Source organism: Piezobacter thermophilus, from assembly GCF_055386745.1.
In genome coordinates this window covers 61,975-78,250 of record NZ_AP042382.1, presented here as the reverse complement: position 1 = coordinate 78,250, position 16,276 = coordinate 61,975, and the positions used below count along the sequence as shown (strand labels likewise).

At 67.6% G+C, this 16,276-nt stretch carries 17 protein-coding genes; 6 read left to right on the top strand and 11 right to left on the bottom strand.

Going from position 1 to position 16,276, the window contains the following annotated elements; translation table 11 throughout:
• Positions 1–49: 49 nt before the first annotated feature.
• On the top strand, positions 50–532 hold the full coding sequence (locus ACZ5CM_RS16490; protein WP_464642995.1) for a c-type cytochrome: 483 nt from the start codon (positions 50–52) through the stop codon (positions 530–532).
• A gap of 57 nt (positions 533–589) precedes the next feature.
• On the opposite strand, the gene ACZ5CM_RS16485 is transcribed toward ACZ5CM_RS16490, so the two are convergent.
• The 8 genes from ACZ5CM_RS16485 to ACZ5CM_RS16450 form a co-directional block, all read right to left on the bottom strand.
• The gene (locus ACZ5CM_RS16485) at positions 590–1,450 is read right to left on the bottom strand and encodes a cytochrome c biogenesis CcdA family protein (RefSeq protein ID WP_464642993.1); all 861 of its coding nucleotides are present in this window, start codon (positions 1,448–1,450) and stop codon (positions 590–592) included.
• Positions 1,447–1,857, bottom strand: coding sequence for a mercury resistance system transport protein MerF (gene merF, locus ACZ5CM_RS16480; protein ID WP_464642991.1), 411 nt, complete (start codon positions 1,855–1,857; stop codon positions 1,447–1,449). The genes ACZ5CM_RS16485 and merF overlap by 4 nt, the downstream gene beginning before the upstream one ends.
• Before the next feature lie 20 nt (positions 1,858–1,877).
• A complete protein-coding gene (locus ACZ5CM_RS16475; RefSeq protein ID WP_464642989.1) occupies positions 1,878–2,195 on the bottom strand; it encodes a heavy-metal-associated domain-containing protein in 318 nt (105 codons plus the stop codon).
• Positions 2,196–2,208: 13 nt separating this feature from the next.
• On the bottom strand, positions 2,209–2,616 hold the full coding sequence (locus ACZ5CM_RS16470) for a mercuric transporter MerT family protein (RefSeq protein WP_464642987.1): 408 nt from the start codon (positions 2,614–2,616) through the stop codon (positions 2,209–2,211).
• Positions 2,617–2,761: 145 nt separating this feature from the next.
• Positions 2,762–4,201, bottom strand: coding sequence for a hypothetical protein (locus tag ACZ5CM_RS16465; RefSeq protein WP_464642985.1), 1,440 nt, complete (start codon positions 4,199–4,201; stop codon positions 2,762–2,764).
• 29 nt (positions 4,202–4,230) lie between these two features.
• Positions 4,231–4,632: a GtrA family protein gene (locus ACZ5CM_RS16460; protein WP_464642984.1), complete on the bottom strand. Its 402-nt coding sequence runs from the start codon at positions 4,630–4,632 to the stop codon at positions 4,231–4,233.
• Positions 4,629–5,597 carry a glycosyltransferase family 2 protein gene (locus ACZ5CM_RS16455; RefSeq protein WP_464642982.1) on the bottom strand — a complete coding sequence of 323 codons (969 nt, stop codon included), beginning with the start codon at positions 5,595–5,597 and terminating at the stop codon, positions 4,629–4,631. Before ACZ5CM_RS16455 ends, ACZ5CM_RS16460 begins: the two co-directional genes overlap by 4 nt.
• A 169-nt stretch (positions 5,598–5,766) precedes the next feature.
• Positions 5,767–7,755, bottom strand: a complete 1,989-nt coding sequence (locus ACZ5CM_RS16450; RefSeq protein WP_464642980.1) for an ATP-binding protein — start codon at positions 7,753–7,755, stop codon at positions 5,767–5,769.
• Between the two features lie 427 nt (positions 7,756–8,182).
• Between ACZ5CM_RS16450 and iorA the strand changes: the two genes are divergently transcribed.
• The 5 genes from iorA to ACZ5CM_RS16425 are packed head-to-tail and all read left to right on the top strand — an operon-like array spanning position 8,183 to position 13,383.
• On the top strand, positions 8,183–9,952 hold the full coding sequence (gene iorA / locus ACZ5CM_RS16445) for an indolepyruvate ferredoxin oxidoreductase subunit alpha (RefSeq protein WP_464642978.1): 1,770 nt from the start codon (positions 8,183–8,185) through the stop codon (positions 9,950–9,952).
• Positions 9,949–10,842 carry a 2-oxoacid:acceptor oxidoreductase family protein gene (locus tag ACZ5CM_RS16440; protein WP_464642976.1) on the top strand — a complete coding sequence of 298 codons (894 nt, stop codon included), beginning with the start codon at positions 9,949–9,951 and terminating at the stop codon, positions 10,840–10,842. The genes iorA and ACZ5CM_RS16440 overlap by 4 nt, the downstream gene beginning before the upstream one ends.
• Positions 10,842–11,978 (top strand): 2-oxoacid:acceptor oxidoreductase subunit alpha, encoded by a 1,137-nt coding sequence (locus ACZ5CM_RS16435; protein ID WP_464642974.1) that lies wholly within the window; start codon positions 10,842–10,844, stop codon positions 11,976–11,978. The genes ACZ5CM_RS16440 and ACZ5CM_RS16435 overlap by 1 nt, the downstream gene beginning before the upstream one ends.
• On the top strand, positions 11,975–12,841 hold the full coding sequence (locus tag ACZ5CM_RS16430; protein ID WP_464642972.1) for a thiamine pyrophosphate-dependent enzyme: 867 nt from the start codon (positions 11,975–11,977) through the stop codon (positions 12,839–12,841). Before ACZ5CM_RS16435 ends, ACZ5CM_RS16430 begins: the two co-directional genes overlap by 4 nt.
• Positions 12,838–13,383 carry a 2-oxoacid:acceptor oxidoreductase family protein gene (locus tag ACZ5CM_RS16425; RefSeq protein ID WP_464642970.1) on the top strand — a complete coding sequence of 182 codons (546 nt, stop codon included), beginning with the start codon at positions 12,838–12,840 and terminating at the stop codon, positions 13,381–13,383. The genes ACZ5CM_RS16430 and ACZ5CM_RS16425 overlap by 4 nt, the downstream gene beginning before the upstream one ends.
• A 23-nt stretch (positions 13,384–13,406) precedes the next feature.
• Here ACZ5CM_RS16425 and ACZ5CM_RS16420 read toward each other — a convergent pair whose 3' ends face one another.
• From ACZ5CM_RS16420 to ACZ5CM_RS16410, 3 genes are read right to left on the bottom strand one after another with little or no spacing between them, the layout of a single operon-like run.
• A complete protein-coding gene (locus tag ACZ5CM_RS16420; protein ID WP_464642968.1) occupies positions 13,407–14,594 on the bottom strand; it encodes a hypothetical protein in 1,188 nt (395 codons plus the stop codon).
• On the bottom strand, positions 14,594–15,397 hold the full coding sequence (locus ACZ5CM_RS16415) for an outer membrane lipoprotein-sorting protein (protein ID WP_464642966.1): 804 nt from the start codon (positions 15,395–15,397) through the stop codon (positions 14,594–14,596). The genes ACZ5CM_RS16420 and ACZ5CM_RS16415 overlap by 1 nt, the downstream gene beginning before the upstream one ends.
• Complete coding sequence (locus ACZ5CM_RS16410; protein WP_464642965.1) at positions 15,394–16,275, bottom strand: ATP-binding cassette domain-containing protein; 882 nt, start codon at positions 16,273–16,275, stop codon at positions 15,394–15,396. Before ACZ5CM_RS16410 ends, ACZ5CM_RS16415 begins: the two co-directional genes overlap by 4 nt.
• Between the last annotated feature and the right edge of the window lies 1 nt (position 16,276).

The following is a 16,276-nucleotide window of genomic DNA, read 5'->3' as shown; positions in this document are numbered from 1 at the left end:
CGACCCGGCCACGGACCGGGTGCGGCAGCGGAAACGAACGGAACGAAAAATGGACAAGAAAATCCTGTGGGCCATCCTGGGCGCCGGCGTGATCGCGGGCGGTGTGGCGTTGTTCTGGACGACGACATCGCCCGAGGACACGCTGGCCATGGCGCCGCCGGACATCGAGGCCGGCCGGGCGCTCTATGCCGAGAACTGCGCCTCCTGCCACGGCGCCAATCTCCAGGGACAGGACGACTGGCGCAGCCCCGGCCCGGACGGAATCTTCCCCGCGCCGCCGCATGACGAAACCGGCCATACCTGGCATCACGGCGACAAGCTCCTGTTCGACTACGTGAAGCTGGGCGGCGAGGTGATGCTGAAGCAGATCGGCGCCGGCGATGCCAAGAGCGGCATGCCCGCCTTCGGCGATACCCTGAGCGACAAGGACATCCGCGACATCCTCGCCTTCATCCGCTCCACCTGGCCCGCGCGCATTCAGGAGGTCCAGGCCTCGCGGACCGAGGCCGAAAGGGCCCGCGACGGGGGTTGAGGCGGGAGCAGACGGAGAGCCTGCCGCGCCACGCTATCGGCGGCGGCGCGGCCGGGCTCAGCCCTGTCGCTGCTTCGCCGTGTGACCACCCGGGCGCCTGAGCAGGCGGACAAGCCATGCCGCGCCGACGGCAAGGGACAGGATCGTTCCGACCGCGACGATTGCCGGCAGGCCGGAGGCCACGGCGTTCTGCGCCGCCGAGGCCCAGCCGGCGCCGCGATTGGCCAGCGCGTCGGCCCATGCGGGCGCGGCGAACAGAAGCCGCCCCCAGTAGATCGCGATATAGAGCCCGGCCAGCAGGGTCAGCCCGCCGGCGATTCTGCGAATGATGCCGGCCCGGTCGGCCACGAAGCGCGAAAACCCGGCGCCGGCGGTCGCGGCACTCACCGACACCAGAAGGAACATGACCGCTGCGCCGCCGAGGAAGGCCCCGGTCCCGGCGGGCGAGACGGCGCTGTCGGCCAGGAAGGTCAACCCCGCGACAGAGGTGAACACTGGCAAGGTGCACGAGATTGACACCAGGCCATAGGACAGCCCGAAGCCATAGGCGCCACGGCGCGTATCCACCCGCCGGCAGGCTCCGGCAGCTCCTGCCGGGCCCGGCAGGTCCGCATCCAGCAGCCAGGCCGCCCCGATGGCCGCCAGCCCGACGCCGAGCGCGAGGCCGATCCACGGCAGGGTTTCGCCCAGCCACGCCGCCCCCGCCCCGAACAGCAGGCCCGCGACCACGAACACCGTCACGAAACCGGCGGCAACCACTGCGCCGGACAGGGCCGCGCGGCTCAGCCTCTCGGCCGCGGGTCGCCCGGCATGGGCAGCCATCGACCGGGCGAACCACGCCGGCAGCAACGCGAAACCGCAGGGGTTGACGGTCGCAACCGCTCCGGCCGAAAAGGCATAGACGACCAGGCCGTTCATGCGGCGGTGTCCTTGCCCGGAGGGGCCGCTTGCGCCGCCGTCGCGCCCTTGCCCGGCGCCGTCCGGTTCAGCCACTGCGCATAACCCGCCACCGCCAGCGCCGCGGCCACCGAAATGCGCAGCGCATAGCGGAATTCGAGCCAGAACAGCAGCCCCGACAAACCCGCCACCAGCACCGTGACGACGATCTTCGGGCTGCGCCCCGGCCGGCCCGCGCGCAGCCACAGCGCCTGCGCCACGATCCCCAGCGACAGGAACAGAAGCGGGAACAGTGCATAGTCGAGCCAGCCCACCAGCGCCGAAAGGCCGACCCCGGCGAACACCACCACAAGAAGCGGGGTAAAGCAGCAGATGGCGGCCACCACGCTGCCGATCAGGCCGCGCCGCAGCAAGGTTCGATCATCCATGAAACCCGTATCCCCCGGCGTCACGATCCCGATGCCGGCGCGGCATCGAGAACCCGCCCCGGATAGCCGAACTCCATCGGCGCCTCGGCGATATCCTCGGCACTCGTCACCGCGTCGTCATAGGTGACGACGAACACGATCTTCTGAGCGTCCTGATCGTAGTCGCCCTTCAGGATCTCGACGCTCTCGATCGATTTCACCGCCTTGGCCGCGATATACGGGCAGGAGGGGCAGAAAAGCTCGCTCACCTCGATCCTTGCCTTCCGCTCGGCGGCGGAGGCGATGGAGGCGGCGGTTGCCAGAAGCAGGGCGAAAACCGTCATTGCGGCACGTTGCATGTCGTGGCCTTTCTCAATAGCTCAGGATCCAAGGAGTGACATAGGGAAAGATCATCGCCACCGCGGTGACAAGCGTGGCCAGCCACAGCGAAACCTTCATGATCCGACGGTTCACCGGCCGCGCGCAGGCGGTGCCGTCGCGGCATTCGCCCGCGTCGCTCTGGCGCAGCTTCCAGAACCCCCAGGCGATGAAGCCCGAGGCAGCGGCGAAGGTGTACCACTTCCAGGCGTAAAGCGCCGTGAGCTGCGCGATCCACACTCCGCCCACGCCGAAACTCACCAGAACCAGCGGCAGGATGCAGCACGACGTCATGGCCGCCGCCCCCGCAAGGCTCCCGATCGTGGGAACCCAGGCGCCACGCTCGCGCCCTGCCGCGTCGTCGAAAAGAGCCCGTCGCTCTTCCGCAGAGGTTTCCGTCATGCCGCGCCTTCCTTGCCGGTTCGATGCGCCCACTCAAACACTGTAACCATTACAGGCTCAAGAGCGCATGAATGCCCGCGCCTTCACGGATCGGTGATCGGGGGCGGGGAAGAACGGCCGATTGCCGCCGCCGCGACCTGCGGGTTCAGAGGCGGGTTCCGCCTGCCGGTCCGACCGGACGGGACGCGGCCATCACCCCGACCGGCGCGGGGAGGTTCAGAAAGATCACGTCGTCCGCCCTGTCCACCGCCAGCGCCGCGCCGCGGTGCGGCGGCGCGATGCACGCATCCGGAGTTTCCTCGCACAGCACCACCCTGCGCCCGGTCAGATAGACCAGCCGCAGGCGCAGTCCACGCGGCGCCTGGATGCCGGCCAGGGCCGCCGAAGGCAGCCCGACATAGGATCCCGAGACCTGCACCCTTTCTGGCCCCTGTCCGATCGCCGCGGCCAGCGCGCGGGTCTGCGCCTGCCACGGCCGATAGGTCGCATACTGGCGGGCGGTCTGCAGGGCATGGCCCGCAATCACGAGGATGACCGCATTGCGCATCCAGCGCGAGAATTGCGGATACCGCCCGCCGGACAGCGCGACCGCACGCACCAGCGTCACCGACAGCAGCAACCAGGCGAACAGGGTGGTGCGCGGGGCAACCTCGACACCGGTCACCACCACCTGCACCCCCAGAAGGCCGAGCCCCGCCAGCAGCCCCGACAGCAGGTAGGGGACCGACCACGGATCGAGCCGCGCCAGCGCCCCCAGGCCGATGGCGAAGGCGGCGCCCAGGAACAGCGCCATGGGGGCGAAGTCATATGCCGCGACCAGGGCGGACTTTTCCAGGAAGGCGCCAAAGGCTCGCAGGTTCTCCAGCGCCTGGGCCAGATCCCGCGCCGGCTGCGGATTTCGCCACTCGGCCATGGGAATGCCGAACACCCCGTGCTCGGCCCAGTTCAGTAACCAGATCACCGCCAGCCCCAGCGCGAAACAGGCCACGAACCACAGATGCAGCCCGATCAGGTCGCGCCATGACCGGCGCTGCCCCTGCATGACCAGGCAGACGACCAGCAGATAGAGCGGATACATCGTGTAGGACATCAGCGTGGCCGGCACGAACAGGACCAGAAGCCGGCGCATGGTCCTCGGGCGCATCCGCGTGGCCAGAGCGGCAAAGACTGCCACCAGTGCCATGCCCGGCGTCAGCGTGTTGAACCAAAGGGAAATCAGCGTCGCCTGCGGCGCCACGACGATCATCGTCGCCAGCGCCAGAATCTGCCCGCGCGGCGCCTCGCGCCCCAGCGCGGTCATCGCAAGGCCGGTGGCGAAGGCCGCCCACAGCGCCTGGTACAGCGCGAAGTTGAGCCATGCCGGCGTGACGAAGCCGCGCATGTGCCACAGATAGTTCAGCCAGCGGCCTTCGTGCAGTGTCTTGACGTAATATCCCGCGGGGTCCGCCAGCAATGCCGGGAAATCATCATGCCTCACCATCGGATCCAGCAGGTTCGGCAGCGATGCCAGCGCGAGCACCAGCACCACGATCCCGAACGAGGCCGCGAACGGCACCCGGCGCCATGGCTGGGCAAGCGCCGTCATCGCGCCTTGTCCGGCAGACGGGCGGGCATTCAGTTCTCCGTGACCTCAAGGGCCTCGGCATAGACCCACAGCCGCATCAGGAGGTAGTTCTGCACCGGCAGGATCACGGCCACCGCCGCCGCAGCCGCCCATTCCGGCGCGCTGGCCGCCGGGCCGATCCAGCCGGTCACCAGCGCCGAGGTGAGAAAGCCGAACCCGATCATGGTGGCGAACCGCGCGATCTGGCCGGCCTCGGACAACGAGCGGCGAAAGGTGAACAGCGTCTGGCCCAGATACTGCGTCACCACCGCCAGCCCGAAGGCCGCGCCGTTGGCCAGCGTGCGCGACAGGCCCAGTTGCAGGAATGCCAGATAGAGAGAAACATAGATGACCGCGACCAGCCCCCCGACCAGGGCAAAACGGAAGACGCGGAGTTCAATCAGGGTTTTCATGCGATTTCCTTGAAATGTTTCGGGTTCGAAGAAGAGACGATCAGGGGCCCGCGCGCCTCTTCGGCCACGAAATAGAGCGGGCGCCGTTTGGTTTCGATGTAGAGCCGCCCGACATACTCGCCCAGGATGCCCAGCGTCAGCAGCTGGATGGCGGCGAAGAAGCTCACCGCCAGCACCACCGAGGCCCAGCCCGGCACCGTCTGGTAGAGCAGCAGCGAGCCGAACACGTAAACCGCCATCAGGAAGGTGACGAACAGGCTGGCAAAACTCAGCCGCGTGGCAAAGCGCAGCGGTTTCGTGGAGAACCCGGTCAGCGCGTCGGTGGCCAGCCGCAGCATGGCGCGCAGCGGATACTTGGTTTCGCCAGCCGCGCGCGGGGCACGGACATATTCCAGCCCGATCTGGCGGAAGCCGACCCAGGCGAACATGCCGCGCACGAAGCGGGCGCGCTCGGGCATGGCCAGAACCGCATCCAGCGCCCGGCGGCTGACCAGCCGGAAATCGCCGGTATCGGCCGGGATCGCCACGTCCGACAGCATGTTGAGAAACCGGTAGAAGGCCCAGGCCGAGGCCCTCTTGAACAGGGTCTCGCCCTGCCGCCGGGCCCGGCGCCCATAGACCACGTCATAGCCCCGGTCCATCATCGCCATCATCTCGCCCAGCAGCTCGGGCGGGTCCTGAAGATCGGCATCCAGCATGAAGATGCGCGCGCCGCGCGCGGCCTCGAGCCCCGCGGTCAGCGCCACCTGGTGCCCGCGATTGGCCGACAGGCGCAGGCCCACCAGCTGCGGCACCCGCTTGTGCGCCTTCCGGATGGCCTCCCACGTTCCATCGGTCGAGCCGTCATCCACGAGGATGATCTCGGCCCGGTCGGCCCATGGCCGGATCGCCCCGGCCAGGCGCTCGACCAGAGCCGGGATCGACTCTTCCTCATTCATGCATGGCACGACGACTGAAAGAAACACGGGCCTCGCCTTTCTGGCTTGAAATCCGGTGGCCGGGAAGTCGGCCCCGAAGGCGGAGTTTCCCGGGTCTTTGAGACGAAATTGTGGAAAGATGCGGAGTATTTTTGCGGCATTGCGCGGATCGCCGCGTTTCGCCCGCCGGTGCGATCGAGCAACCGGGACCGCTGCATCAGCCGGTTGACACGGCCTCTGCCAGGATCGGGAAGATCACGAAGAACTCGCTTCCCCTGCCGGGCGTGCTCTTCAGCCCGATCCGGCCGCCCATTTCCTCGACCAGCCGCTTGCAGATCGCAAGGCCGAGGCCGCTGCCCTCCTTTTCGCGGGTGTCCGAGGAATCGATCTGCGAAAAGGCGCTGAACAGCTTGTCGTGGTCCTCCGGCGCGATGCCGCGGCCGTGATCGCGCACCGAGATCCGGCATTGCCCGTCCTCGACGGCGAAGCTTACCTCGACCCGGCCGCCGGGAAGCGAAAACTTCGCGGCGTTGGAAAGCAGGTTGTCCATGATCTGGAGAAAGCGGTTGCGATCGGCGCGGATGACGGCGCGGGGACCGCTGGCCGTCTCGACCATGTAGGTGACGTTGAAACGCTCGGCATAGGACAGGTTGGCCGCAACCGCCTGTTCGATCATTTCGCCCACGTCCAGCGGCTCGAACCGGTACTCGATGCGCCCGGCCTCGATCTTCTGCATGTCGAGAATGTCGTTGACGATACCGGTCAGCCGATCGCTGTTGCTCAAGGCGATCTGCAGGAAGTCTCGGGCCTTGTCGGGGATCTTCCCCAGCCTGCCGCTAAGCACCAGCCCCACCCCTCCCTTGATCGAGGTCAGCGGCGTGCGCAGCTCGTGGCTCACCGTGCTGAGAAACTCGGACTTGGCGCGGTTTGCTTCCTCGGCCCGGATCAGGGCCCCCTTGAGTTCGGTGATGTCGGTGCGCAGGCCGACCGAGTAACCGTCCGGCATCCGCACGTCGGACAGCCGCAGCCAGCGGCCGTCGATATGGCGGTGTTCGGTCTCGTGCGTGGGCTGTTTGAGTTCCTCGAACCGCCGGGCAAGCCACTTTTCCTCCTGCCCCTCGGCCCCGACGATGATCCCGCGCGACAGGATGGTGCGGGCGATGTCCAGGCGCGGGGTCCCGGGGCGGGTTTCCCTTTCCCGCAGGCCGTAAAGTTCGCGGTAGCGGCTGTTGCACAGCACCAGCCGCTGTTCGGCATCGTACATCACGAACCCGTCGCGGATCGATTCGATGGCCCGGACAAGCTGGCTGCGGGCGTTTTCGCGCTGCATCGTCAGCCGGCGGATGAAATGGATCAACAGCAGGAAGACGGCGGTCACCGCCAACACCCACAGCCAGCTCTCCCACGGGTTCCTGGGTGCCGTCGGCCAGCCGCCATCAGGCACCGCGCCGACCTGCCACGACCCAAACGGAAGACGCAGGGTCAGAAGTTTCGGGTCGTTTTCGAAAACCGCCGGGTCGCCATAGGCGGTCTCGCGCGGCTGGCCGGCGGAATCGAGGCTGCGAATGGCGATCCTGTGCCCCTCGGCCACCTCGGCAATACCGGCATCGGCCATCATCCGCTCGAGGCTGACAACCACACTGACATTGCCCCAGTAGCGGGGCCTGCCGGTGCCGGGATCGGGCAGCAGGACCGGAAAGCGATAGATCAGCCCCTTCCCCCCCTGCACCAGCGTGAACGGGCCGCTCAGCGTCAGCCGGCGGTCGCGCCGGCTGAGGTTCAGGCCCGGCAGTTGCGCATGAACATAGGTCATATCAGTGCCGAGCGCCTTGGCGTTCCGTTCCAGCGGATAGACCCGGACGATGGTCGAATCCTTCAGCAGCGCGACATTCAGTATGGTCTGGTCGCCCCGGTCGACGATGTCTGCGACGATGGACTGGTATTGCTTCTGGGTCACGTCGGGGTCGCGCCGGATAATGGCCGAGACCGCCCTGGCGACAAGCACATGTTCGTTCATCATCCGCTGAAGCTGCGCGGCCACGGCGGCGGTAGCATTCTGCGCTCGGTCGGCCGCAGCCGAGCGGGCCTCGTCGAGGCGCAGGTTCTGCAACAGCAGTCCGATGAACAGCCCCGCCCCGATCACCATCAGGATCAGCGCCGCGTGCAGCCCGTCGGCCACCACGCGCGAAATCCCCCGGCCGGACATGCCGGCCCCACGCCGCCCGCCGGGAGGCCGGCCCGCGCCCTCATGCGCGGGGTCTTCCGGGTGCGCCCCCTCGCGCATCGGGACCGGATGGCCGCGGGGCCTTGGGGGGCTCTCGAGTCGCCAGATCCTTGTCATCGTACCTGCCTGCCCGTCTGGTCCGTCACTCGAAGGCGACACCCGTACCGGATGCGAACGGATCATCAGCCTCCGGGACGATCCTGTCACCCAATTGCGGCCCCATCATGGCGATTATGGTACGCCGCTTGGTCCGGGACGGGCGTTCTTGATCTGAATCAACGAATTCGCGCATCCCAATGGTTAGCCCGGCTGTCATCGCGAAAGACGCAAATCAGGGGGGAATTGCCGGATGAACCATGCCGCTGCCGGGTTGTCCCGACCGCCTCGGAGCAATTCCCGAACCCGTCCGATGACCGGCAACGAGGCCATCGCCCGCGGCGCGTGGGAGGCCGGCGTGAAGGTCGCCGCCGCCTATCCCGGCACGCCCTCCACCGAGATCCTGGAAAACCTCGCCCGCTACCCGGTCGAGGATCTGCACGCGCAATGGTCCACCAACGAAAAGACCGCGCTGGACGTGGCCATCGGGGCCTCGTTCACCGGGGTGCGGGCCTTTGCCGCGATGAAACATGTGGGGCTGAACGTGGCCGCCGATGCGCTGATGTCGTTTTCCTACATCGGCGCCAATGGCGGGCTGGTGATCGCCGTATGCGACGATCCGGGCATCCATTCCTCGCAGAACGAACAGGACACGCGGATATATGCCGCCTTCGCCCGGGTGCCGGTGCTGGAGCCCTCGGACGCGCAGGAGGCGCTGGACTTCACCCGCCATGCCTTCGATCTGTCCGAACGCTTCGACACGCCGGTGATCCTGCGCGCGACCACGCGGCTGTCGCACACCCGCAGCGCCGTGCAGGCCGGGGAACGGGCCGAACCGCCGGCCCCCTCCTTCGACGAAAACCCGGGCAGGAACGTGATGATCCCCGCCCATGCCCGCCAGCGTCACCCCGAGGTGCTGGAGCGCGAGGCCGGGGTCGCGGAAGAGATGGAGACCAGCCCGCTCAACCGGGTCGAGATGGGCGATACCGCGGTCGGGATCATCACCGTGGGGGTTCCATATGCCTATGTGAAAGAGGTCATGCCGGGGGCCAGCGTGCTGAAGCTGGCGGCAAGCTGGCCCCTGCCCAAGCGCCTTCTGCGCGATTTCTGCGGGCGGGTCGAGCGGGTGTTCGTGGTCGAGGAGCTCGAACCCGTGATCGAGAACGCGATGAAGGTCATGGGGCTGCCGGTCGAGGGCAAGGAATGGTTCCCGCGCACCGGCGAGTTCTCGCCCGAGATCGTGCGCGAGGGTTTCGCCCGCGCCGGCGTGATCGACGCCGCGCCGCGCAAGGCGGCCTTCGAATTCGCGCCGATGGTGCGTCCGCCGGTGCTGTGCGCGGGCTGCCCGCATACCAGCTGCTACATGGTCCTGCGGGCGCTGGATGCGCGGGTGGCGGGAGATATCGGCTGCTATACGCTGGCCGCGATCGAGCCGCTGCGCTCGATCGACACGACGGTTTCGATGGGGTCGAGCATCGCCAACGCGGCCGGCATCGCGATGGCCGGCACCGAAACCCGCCCCGTCGTCGCCACCATCGGCGATTCGACCTTCCTGCATTCGGGCATCCCGCCGCTGATCGACGCGGTCTATAACGGCGCCGACATCACGGTGTTCCTGCTGGACAACCACATCACCGCCATGACCGGCGGGCAGGATCACCCCGGTACCGGCCGCACCCTGCGCGGGGACGAAGCCCCGCGGGTGGATTTCGTCGAACTGGTGAAATCGCTGGGCGTTCAGTGGGTGCGCAAGGTGGACAGCTACGACATGGCCGGCATGTTGCGCGCGTTGCGCGAGGCGGTGGAATTCAGGGGCGTGTCGGTGGTGATCTCGGACCGGCCCTGCGTGCTGGACCCGGTCAAGATCAAGGGGCCGGCGCTGGCGGTGGACCAGGACAAGTGCATCGCCTGCCAGTCCTGCATGAATCTGGGCTGCCCGGCACTCACATGGTCCGATGGCTGGCACGAGGGCCGCCACAAGGTCGAGATAAACCCCAAAAGCTGCATCGGCTGCTCGCTCTGCGCGCAGATCTGTCCCACCGACAGCATCGCGCCGATGACGCCGGAGGAGGGGCGCGCATGAAGGACGTGACCGAAGGGCCTAAAAATGTCCTGATCGTCGGGGTCGGCGGTCAGGGCGTCATCATGGTGTCCAAGGTTCTGGCCCAGCTGTGCCAGAATCAGGGCCACCAGGTGAAGCAGAGCGAAGTGCACGGCATGGCCAAGCGCGGCGGCGGCGTGTTCAGCCATGTCCGTTTCGGCCCGCAGGTGTGGTCGCCCACCATCCCCGCGGGCGAGGCCGATATCCTGGTCGCCCTGGAATGGGCCGAGGGGCTACGCTGGATCAACTACATGAAGCCCGATACCGGCATCTTCATCGCCGACTGCCAGCGCATCGTTCCGCCCTTCGCCTGCCGCGACCGCGGCCGCGGGGCCGAGCCCGCCTATGCCCCGCAGACGCCCGAGGAGATCATGGAACAGGTCGGCACCGGCTATGCCATGGACGCCACCGGCATGGCTGCCAACCTGGGCAACGCCAAGGCGGCGAACACCGTCCTGCTGGGGGCGCTTTCGACCGCGCTCGACTTCCCGGCCGAGGACTGGCTGGAGGTGATCGAGGCCTTCGTGCCACCCAGGACCGTCGAGATCAACCGCCGCGCCTTTCTGGAGGGGCGCGAATGGGCGCTGGCCGGGACGAAGCGGATCGACGAGGCTGCCAGCAGGTTGCACCGCCGCCGCGACGTGGTGCGTCATGGCCCGGTCGAAACCACGGTCGAGATCACCGACGAATGGTGCAAGGGCTGTGACATCTGCGTGAAGATGTGTCCCGAACGCTGCCTGCGCCTCGACGGACGGCTGGTCGCCGAACTGGCGCTGCCCGAGCTGTGCACCGGCTGCCGGATGTGCGAGTTGCTGTGCCCGGATTTCGCAATCCGCATCACCAACACCCCCGTCATGGAGGCCGCAGGCTGATGGCGCAACGTGTCAACCTTCAGGGCAACCGGGCCTGCGCGCTGGCCGCGATCGAGGCCGGCTGCCGGTTTTTCGCCGGCTACCCGATCACGCCGTCCTCCGAGATCGCCGAAACCATGTCGGGCGAATTGCCGAAGGTCGGCGGCACATTCATCCAGATGGAGGACGAGATCGCCTCGATGGCCGCGGTCATCGGCGCCTCGATGGGCGGGGTCAAGGCGATGACCGCCACCTCGGGCCCCGGCTTTTCGCTGAAACAGGAAAATCTCGGCTATGCCTGCGGGGCCGAGATCCCCTGTGTTGTGGTCAATGTCATGCGCGGCGGGCCGTCCACGGGGATGCCCACGCGTCCGGCGCAGGGGGACATCATGCAGGCGCGCTGGGGCACGCATGGCGATCACGCGCTGATCGTGCTGGCCCCGGCTTCGGTGGCCGAGACCTACAGCGAAACCATCCGCGCCTTCGACCTGTCCGAGCGGCTGCGGGTGCCGGTGGTGGTGCTGCTGGACGAGGTGATCGGCCATCTTGTCGAAACCGTCGAGCTGGGCACCCTCGGCGAGGCGGCCACGCGCAAATGGGCGACCGGCCCGCGCGAGGGCTTCCAGCCCTATGCGGTGACCGATGACCTGGTGCCGCCGATGCCGCGCCCCGGCGATGGGTATCGCGCCCACACCACCGGGCTCACCCACGGCCCCGACGGCTTTCCGACGCAGAAGCCGGACGAGGTGCGCGCGGCCATCGGGCGGCTGACCGACAAGCTGGAGCGGCATGCCGATCTGATCGAAAGCTGGCGCGCCGAAGGGTGCGAGGATGCCGAAGTGCTGATCGTCGCCATCGGCATCACCGCGCGGGCGGCGGGCAAGGCGGTGACGGATCTGCGCGCCGATGGCATCCGCGCCGGGCTGTTCCGGCCGGTCACGCTCTGGCCCTTCCCGGAGCGGGCGCTGCGCGACATCGCCGCGAAATCCGGCGCCCGCGCGGTGATCGTGCCCGAGATGAACCAGGGGCAGCTGGTGCTGGAGGTCGAACGCCTGCTGGCGCGCGATCTGCCCGTGTCCGGGCTGGCCCGCTTCGACGGCGAACCGATCTCGCCTGCGGACATCGCCGCCAGGGTGCGCGAGGAGCTGAAGCCATGAACATGGAAACCGACATGACGGCGCCGGATCGCCCCTTTGACATCAACGACCATATCCGCCTGAACATGATGCCGCATTTCCTGTGCCCCGGCTGCGGCCACGGCATCGCGCTGCGGGCGCTTCTGTGGGCGGTGCACGAGCTGGGCATCGACAGGGACAGGCTGGCGGTGGTGTCGGGCATCGGCTGCTCGGGGCGGCTGAGCGCCTATGTGGACGCCAACAGCTTTCACACCACCCACGGCCGGCCGCTGGCCTTCGCCACCGGGCTGGCGCTGGCGCGGCCGGACCTGACGGTGATCGTCATCACCGGCGACGGCGACAGCCTCGCCATCGGCGGCAACCACCTGATCCATGCCTGTCGGCGCAACCTGAACATGACCTGCCTGATGCTCAACAACGAGATCTACGGCATGACCGGCGGGCAGGTGTCGCCGACCACGACCTCGGACCGCTACACCACCACCACGCCGACGGGCAATGCCGAACCGGTCTTCGATGCCTGCGAACTGGCCGCCGCGGCCGGTGCGGGGTTCGTCGGGCGCGAGGTGACGTTGCAAGTGACGGGGCTGAAGGATCTGATCGCCCGGGCCATCGCGCATGACGGCTTTTCCTTCGTCGAGGTGATCTCCGACTGCACCGAGATCTACGGCCGCAAGAACGATCTCGGCGCCAGCCCGGAAATGATGCTGAGCCAGAAGGCCACCATGCGCCCTGACACCTATCGCAGCACCGTCGATGTGCCGTTCCGGCCCAACGCGCTGAAAACCGGCGTATTGTGCGAACGCGACCGGCCCGAATACGGCCGGGCATATCGCGCGATGGTCGCCGCCCTGCGTGAGAGCGGCGAAGGAGGCGGAACATGACCACGACCGAGATCCGCTTCAGCGGCAGCGGCGGGCAGGGGCTGATCACCTCGGCCCGCATCCTCGCCGCCGCCCTGGTCGCGCAGGGCCGCAATGTCGCCCAGTCGCAAAGCTACGAACCCGTCTCGCGCGGCGGGCTCAGCCGCTCCGACCTGGTGGTCAGCGACGGCGAGGCCCCCTACCCCCTGGCCACGCGCCTCGACTACCTGCTGATCCTCGACGCGGCGGCGGCACATGCCTCGGACGACCTGCTGTGCGAGGACACGCTGGTCCTGATCGACAGCGAACTCGTCCCTGACCCGCCCCGGGGAGAGTTCCGCACCATCGCCCTGCCCTTCGCCGAAACCGCCCGCAAGCTGGGCAACAGGCGGGTGACGAACATCGTCGCCCTGGGCGCGCTGGCGTCGCTTGCCGGGCTGTGCGACCAGGAGGCTCTGGAACGCGCAACGCAGGCGCGGGTTCCGCCCAAGCTGGCCCGCCTCAACATGGAGGCCCTCGTCACCGGGCGGGAGATGGCCGAGGCGCTGCGCGCCGGGGCGTGATCCCACCCGCCGCGCCTTGCGCGTCAGAACGACCGCTTGAGCACCAGCGACACGTAATCTTCCTTGCGCAACAGCGCGACCAGATCGTTCCCGTTGGTGCTGCTCAGGAACTGGCCGGTGAATTCCAGCACCCACTCCTCGCCGAAACGCCTTTGTGCCTCGACCTTGAAAACGCGCGAATCCGAATCGCGGTCGAACAGCGCACCGGCCTGAAAGGTGGTCGATCCGATGTCGCCCATGGAATAGCGCGCCCCGAGGAACAGATCCTTGTCGAAATAGGTGGCCAGCGACAGGACATTCTCGCGCCCGTCATAGTTGATCTCGGCCAGCAGCGCCAGATCGCCGCCACCGCCGCCGATGCCGTAGAAGTTCTTCTCGAACCCGGCGGTGACCGCCTCGAACCGCGGTCCCTGCCCCGACCGGGTGATGGCCTCAATCTTCCACAGCCAGTCGCCCGCGGTATATTGCGCGTCCAGCCCGAACTGGGTGATCCGGTCATAGCGCGGCACCAGCCCCGCCCCGGCGGGAACGAGGACAGGCTCGCGGCTGGTGCCGGTAAAGGCCGACAGGCCGATGTCCCAGCTTCCCGCGCTGGCCGAGAAGCGCAGCGCGAAATCGACATTGCCCCGCCCGTTCGGGCCGGTATAGACCGGCGGGCCGATGGGGATGGGCGAGGCCAGTCGCGCACCGACGGCGGGGTATTCGCGCGGGCGGAAGCCGGGCAGGACGAAGACGTCCACGGCCCAGCTGTCGCCGAACAGGCCGAGGCGCAGCATCGGCTGGCCAAGCTTCTCGTCGCCGCCGATATCCTCCAGCACATCATCCTGATTGACGATATCCACCGGGTTGCGCGATTCGGTGACGCCCCAGAACACCTTGTCCACCCCGACGGTCACGCTCCACCCCTCGCCCAGGTGGCGCCAGTAGGCTTCGCGCAGGTCGGCATGGCTGCGCCCGTCGCCGTTCGGGCTCCAGCGCAGGAAGGGGGCGACGGCGATCTCGTCGGCGCCACCGTTCCAGCCATAACTGCCCCGCCCCTCGAAGCTGAACGATCCGTAGAAACGCCGCGCGGTCTGACCCGGCCACTGGGGCGCCTGGGTGAAATACCGCGCCTCGGCGCCCAGCGTGCCCGAGAAATCCCACTCCTGGGCGAGCGCCGGAGCCGAAACGACCGGCAGCAGGCCCAGGATCGTCGCCAGCGCCCGTCGCATCACCGGATGTTCCGCAGGTTGGCCTTGCTGAAATCGGCGGCGCTCAGCCCGGTGCCGAATTTCCACGGCCCGTATTTCAGGATCGTGGTCCTGCCGGTCTTGAGGTTCTTCATGGTCAGCACCTGCGCCCGCCAGAAACGCCCGTATTTCCGATAGTCCGAGAGCGTGAGAACCTTCAGCAGCCGGCCCTTGCGGTCGTAGTAGTCCATCCGCTGCGGGCGGTACTGCGCGGTATCGAACCAACTCACGATCGCGCTGTAGCCGGAGTTGCGGTATTTCGGCTTGCGCTCGACCTTGTAGCAGGTCAGCCCGGCGCAGGGCTCCTTGCCCAGATAGCGATAGGTGAACTTGCCGACCTCGGGGGCGGCGATGTCCTCGTAGGTGAATTCGCTGCCGAAGAAGGCGCCGGTCTTGTTCGATGAGGAAATCCGCTTGACCCGCTTGAGCGACGGCAGGAACAGCCACTGGTCGTCATCGGCGCCCACCTTCGCATGGGTCAGAAGCACCGTTCCCTTCAGGTCCGGCGGGCTGTCGAAGATCGCGATCGACTTGTCGCCGCCCGTCTCTCCGGGCACTTCCAGCATCATCATCCGCAGCTTGCGCTCGCGGGTTTTGCCCTTGCGGTCCTGCAGGATCATCGTCAGCGACACCCGCGCATCCTTCCAGCCGGAATCGCGCCGGTCCGCCTCGCGCACGATCTCAAGCCCGCGCGCCGCCGGGTCCTGCGCGGATGCCCGCTCCGGCGCCACCGCCACAAGGCCGGGAATGACGAAACCGAACATGACAAGGAAAATGCGTTTCATCGATCCGCTCCTTCGCGGGCCGGGCGCCGGTTCCTCGCCGCCTCGACCCAGGTTTCGGGGTCAGCTTCGAACCGCTCGCGGCAACGCAACGAGCAGAAATGGTAACGGATGCCGTCGCGATCCACGAAGATCTCCGAGGTCCAGCCGTCCAGCGCCATGTTGCAGACCGGATCGCGCACCCATTCATGCACATCCTGCTTGCGGTCGCGCAAATGGCCGTCTTCCAGCCACAGGATGCGGTCGGCCACGTCCTCGACCCGCCGGTCATGGGTCACGATCAGGACCGCGCGCCCCTCGTCGCGGGCGACATCGTGCAGCACCATCAGGACGTTCTGGCCGCTCCTGCTGTCGAGGTTGCCGGTGGGCTCGTCGGCGATGATCATCCGGGGACGGTTTATCAGCGCCCGCGCGATCGCCACGCGCTGCTTCTCGCCGCCCGACAGCGTGCGCGGCAAGGCAGTGGCGCGATGCGAAAGCCCCAGCGTTTCCAGAAGCTCGTCGGCCCGGCCGCGTGCCGCGTTCATGCCGCCGGGGGCTAGATGGGCAGGAAACAGCACGTTTTCGCGTACCGTAAGCGATTCCAGCAGGTTGAAGGACTGGAAGACGAAGCCGATGGAGCGGGCACGCAGCATCGACAACGCGCCCTCGCGCAGGGTGGAAATGTCGGTGCCGTCGATCACCACCCTGCCGTCATCGGGGCGCAGCAGCGCACCGAGGATCGACACCAGCGTCGTCTTGCCCGACCCGGAGGGGCCGGTGATGGTGACCATTTCGCCGGGTTGCACGGCAATCGACACCCCATCGACGGCGCGCACTGCCGCGCGGCCCTGGCCAAACACCTTGACCACGTTTTCGGCTTGAAGGATCGGTTCGGGCATT

What these genes read in the sequence shown, in the direction of transcription:
- ACZ5CM_RS16490 (WP_464642995.1), top strand. Translation starts at nt 50, where the DNA reads ATGGACAAGAAAATCCTGTGGGCCATCCTGGGCGCCGGCGTGATCGCG.
- ACZ5CM_RS16485 (WP_464642993.1), bottom strand. Translation starts at nt 1,450, where the DNA reads ATGAACGGCCTGGTCGTCTATGCCTTTTCGGCCGGAGCGGTTGCGACC.
- merF (WP_464642991.1), bottom strand. Translation starts at nt 1,857, where the DNA reads ATGGATGATCGAACCTTGCTGCGGCGCGGCCTGATCGGCAGCGTGGTG.
- ACZ5CM_RS16475 (WP_464642989.1), bottom strand. Translation starts at nt 2,195, where the DNA reads ATGCAACGTGCCGCAATGACGGTTTTCGCCCTGCTTCTGGCAACCGCC.
- ACZ5CM_RS16470 (WP_464642987.1), bottom strand. Translation starts at nt 2,616, where the DNA reads ATGACGGAAACCTCTGCGGAAGAGCGACGGGCTCTTTTCGACGACGCG.
- ACZ5CM_RS16465 (WP_464642985.1), bottom strand. Translation starts at nt 4,201, where the DNA reads ATGACGGCGCTTGCCCAGCCATGGCGCCGGGTGCCGTTCGCGGCCTCG.
- ACZ5CM_RS16460 (WP_464642984.1), bottom strand. Translation starts at nt 4,632, where the DNA reads ATGAAAACCCTGATTGAACTCCGCGTCTTCCGTTTTGCCCTGGTCGGG.
- ACZ5CM_RS16450 (WP_464642980.1), bottom strand. Translation starts at nt 7,755, where the DNA reads ATGTCCGGCCGGGGGATTTCGCGCGTGGTGGCCGACGGGCTGCACGCG.
- iorA (WP_464642978.1), top strand. Translation starts at nt 8,183, where the DNA reads ATGACCGGCAACGAGGCCATCGCCCGCGGCGCGTGGGAGGCCGGCGTG.
- ACZ5CM_RS16440 (WP_464642976.1), top strand. Translation starts at nt 9,949, where the DNA reads ATGAAGGACGTGACCGAAGGGCCTAAAAATGTCCTGATCGTCGGGGTC.
- ACZ5CM_RS16435 (WP_464642974.1), top strand. Translation starts at nt 10,842, where the DNA reads ATGGCGCAACGTGTCAACCTTCAGGGCAACCGGGCCTGCGCGCTGGCC.
- ACZ5CM_RS16430 (WP_464642972.1), top strand. Translation starts at nt 11,975, where the DNA reads ATGAACATGGAAACCGACATGACGGCGCCGGATCGCCCCTTTGACATC.
- ACZ5CM_RS16425 (WP_464642970.1), top strand. Translation starts at nt 12,838, where the DNA reads ATGACCACGACCGAGATCCGCTTCAGCGGCAGCGGCGGGCAGGGGCTG.
- ACZ5CM_RS16420 (WP_464642968.1), bottom strand. Translation starts at nt 14,594, where the DNA reads ATGCGACGGGCGCTGGCGACGATCCTGGGCCTGCTGCCGGTCGTTTCG.
- ACZ5CM_RS16415 (WP_464642966.1), bottom strand. Translation starts at nt 15,397, where the DNA reads ATGAAACGCATTTTCCTTGTCATGTTCGGTTTCGTCATTCCCGGCCTT.
- ACZ5CM_RS16410 (WP_464642965.1), bottom strand. Translation starts at nt 16,275, where the DNA reads ATGCCCGAACCGATCCTTCAAGCCGAAAACGTGGTCAAGGTGTTTGGC.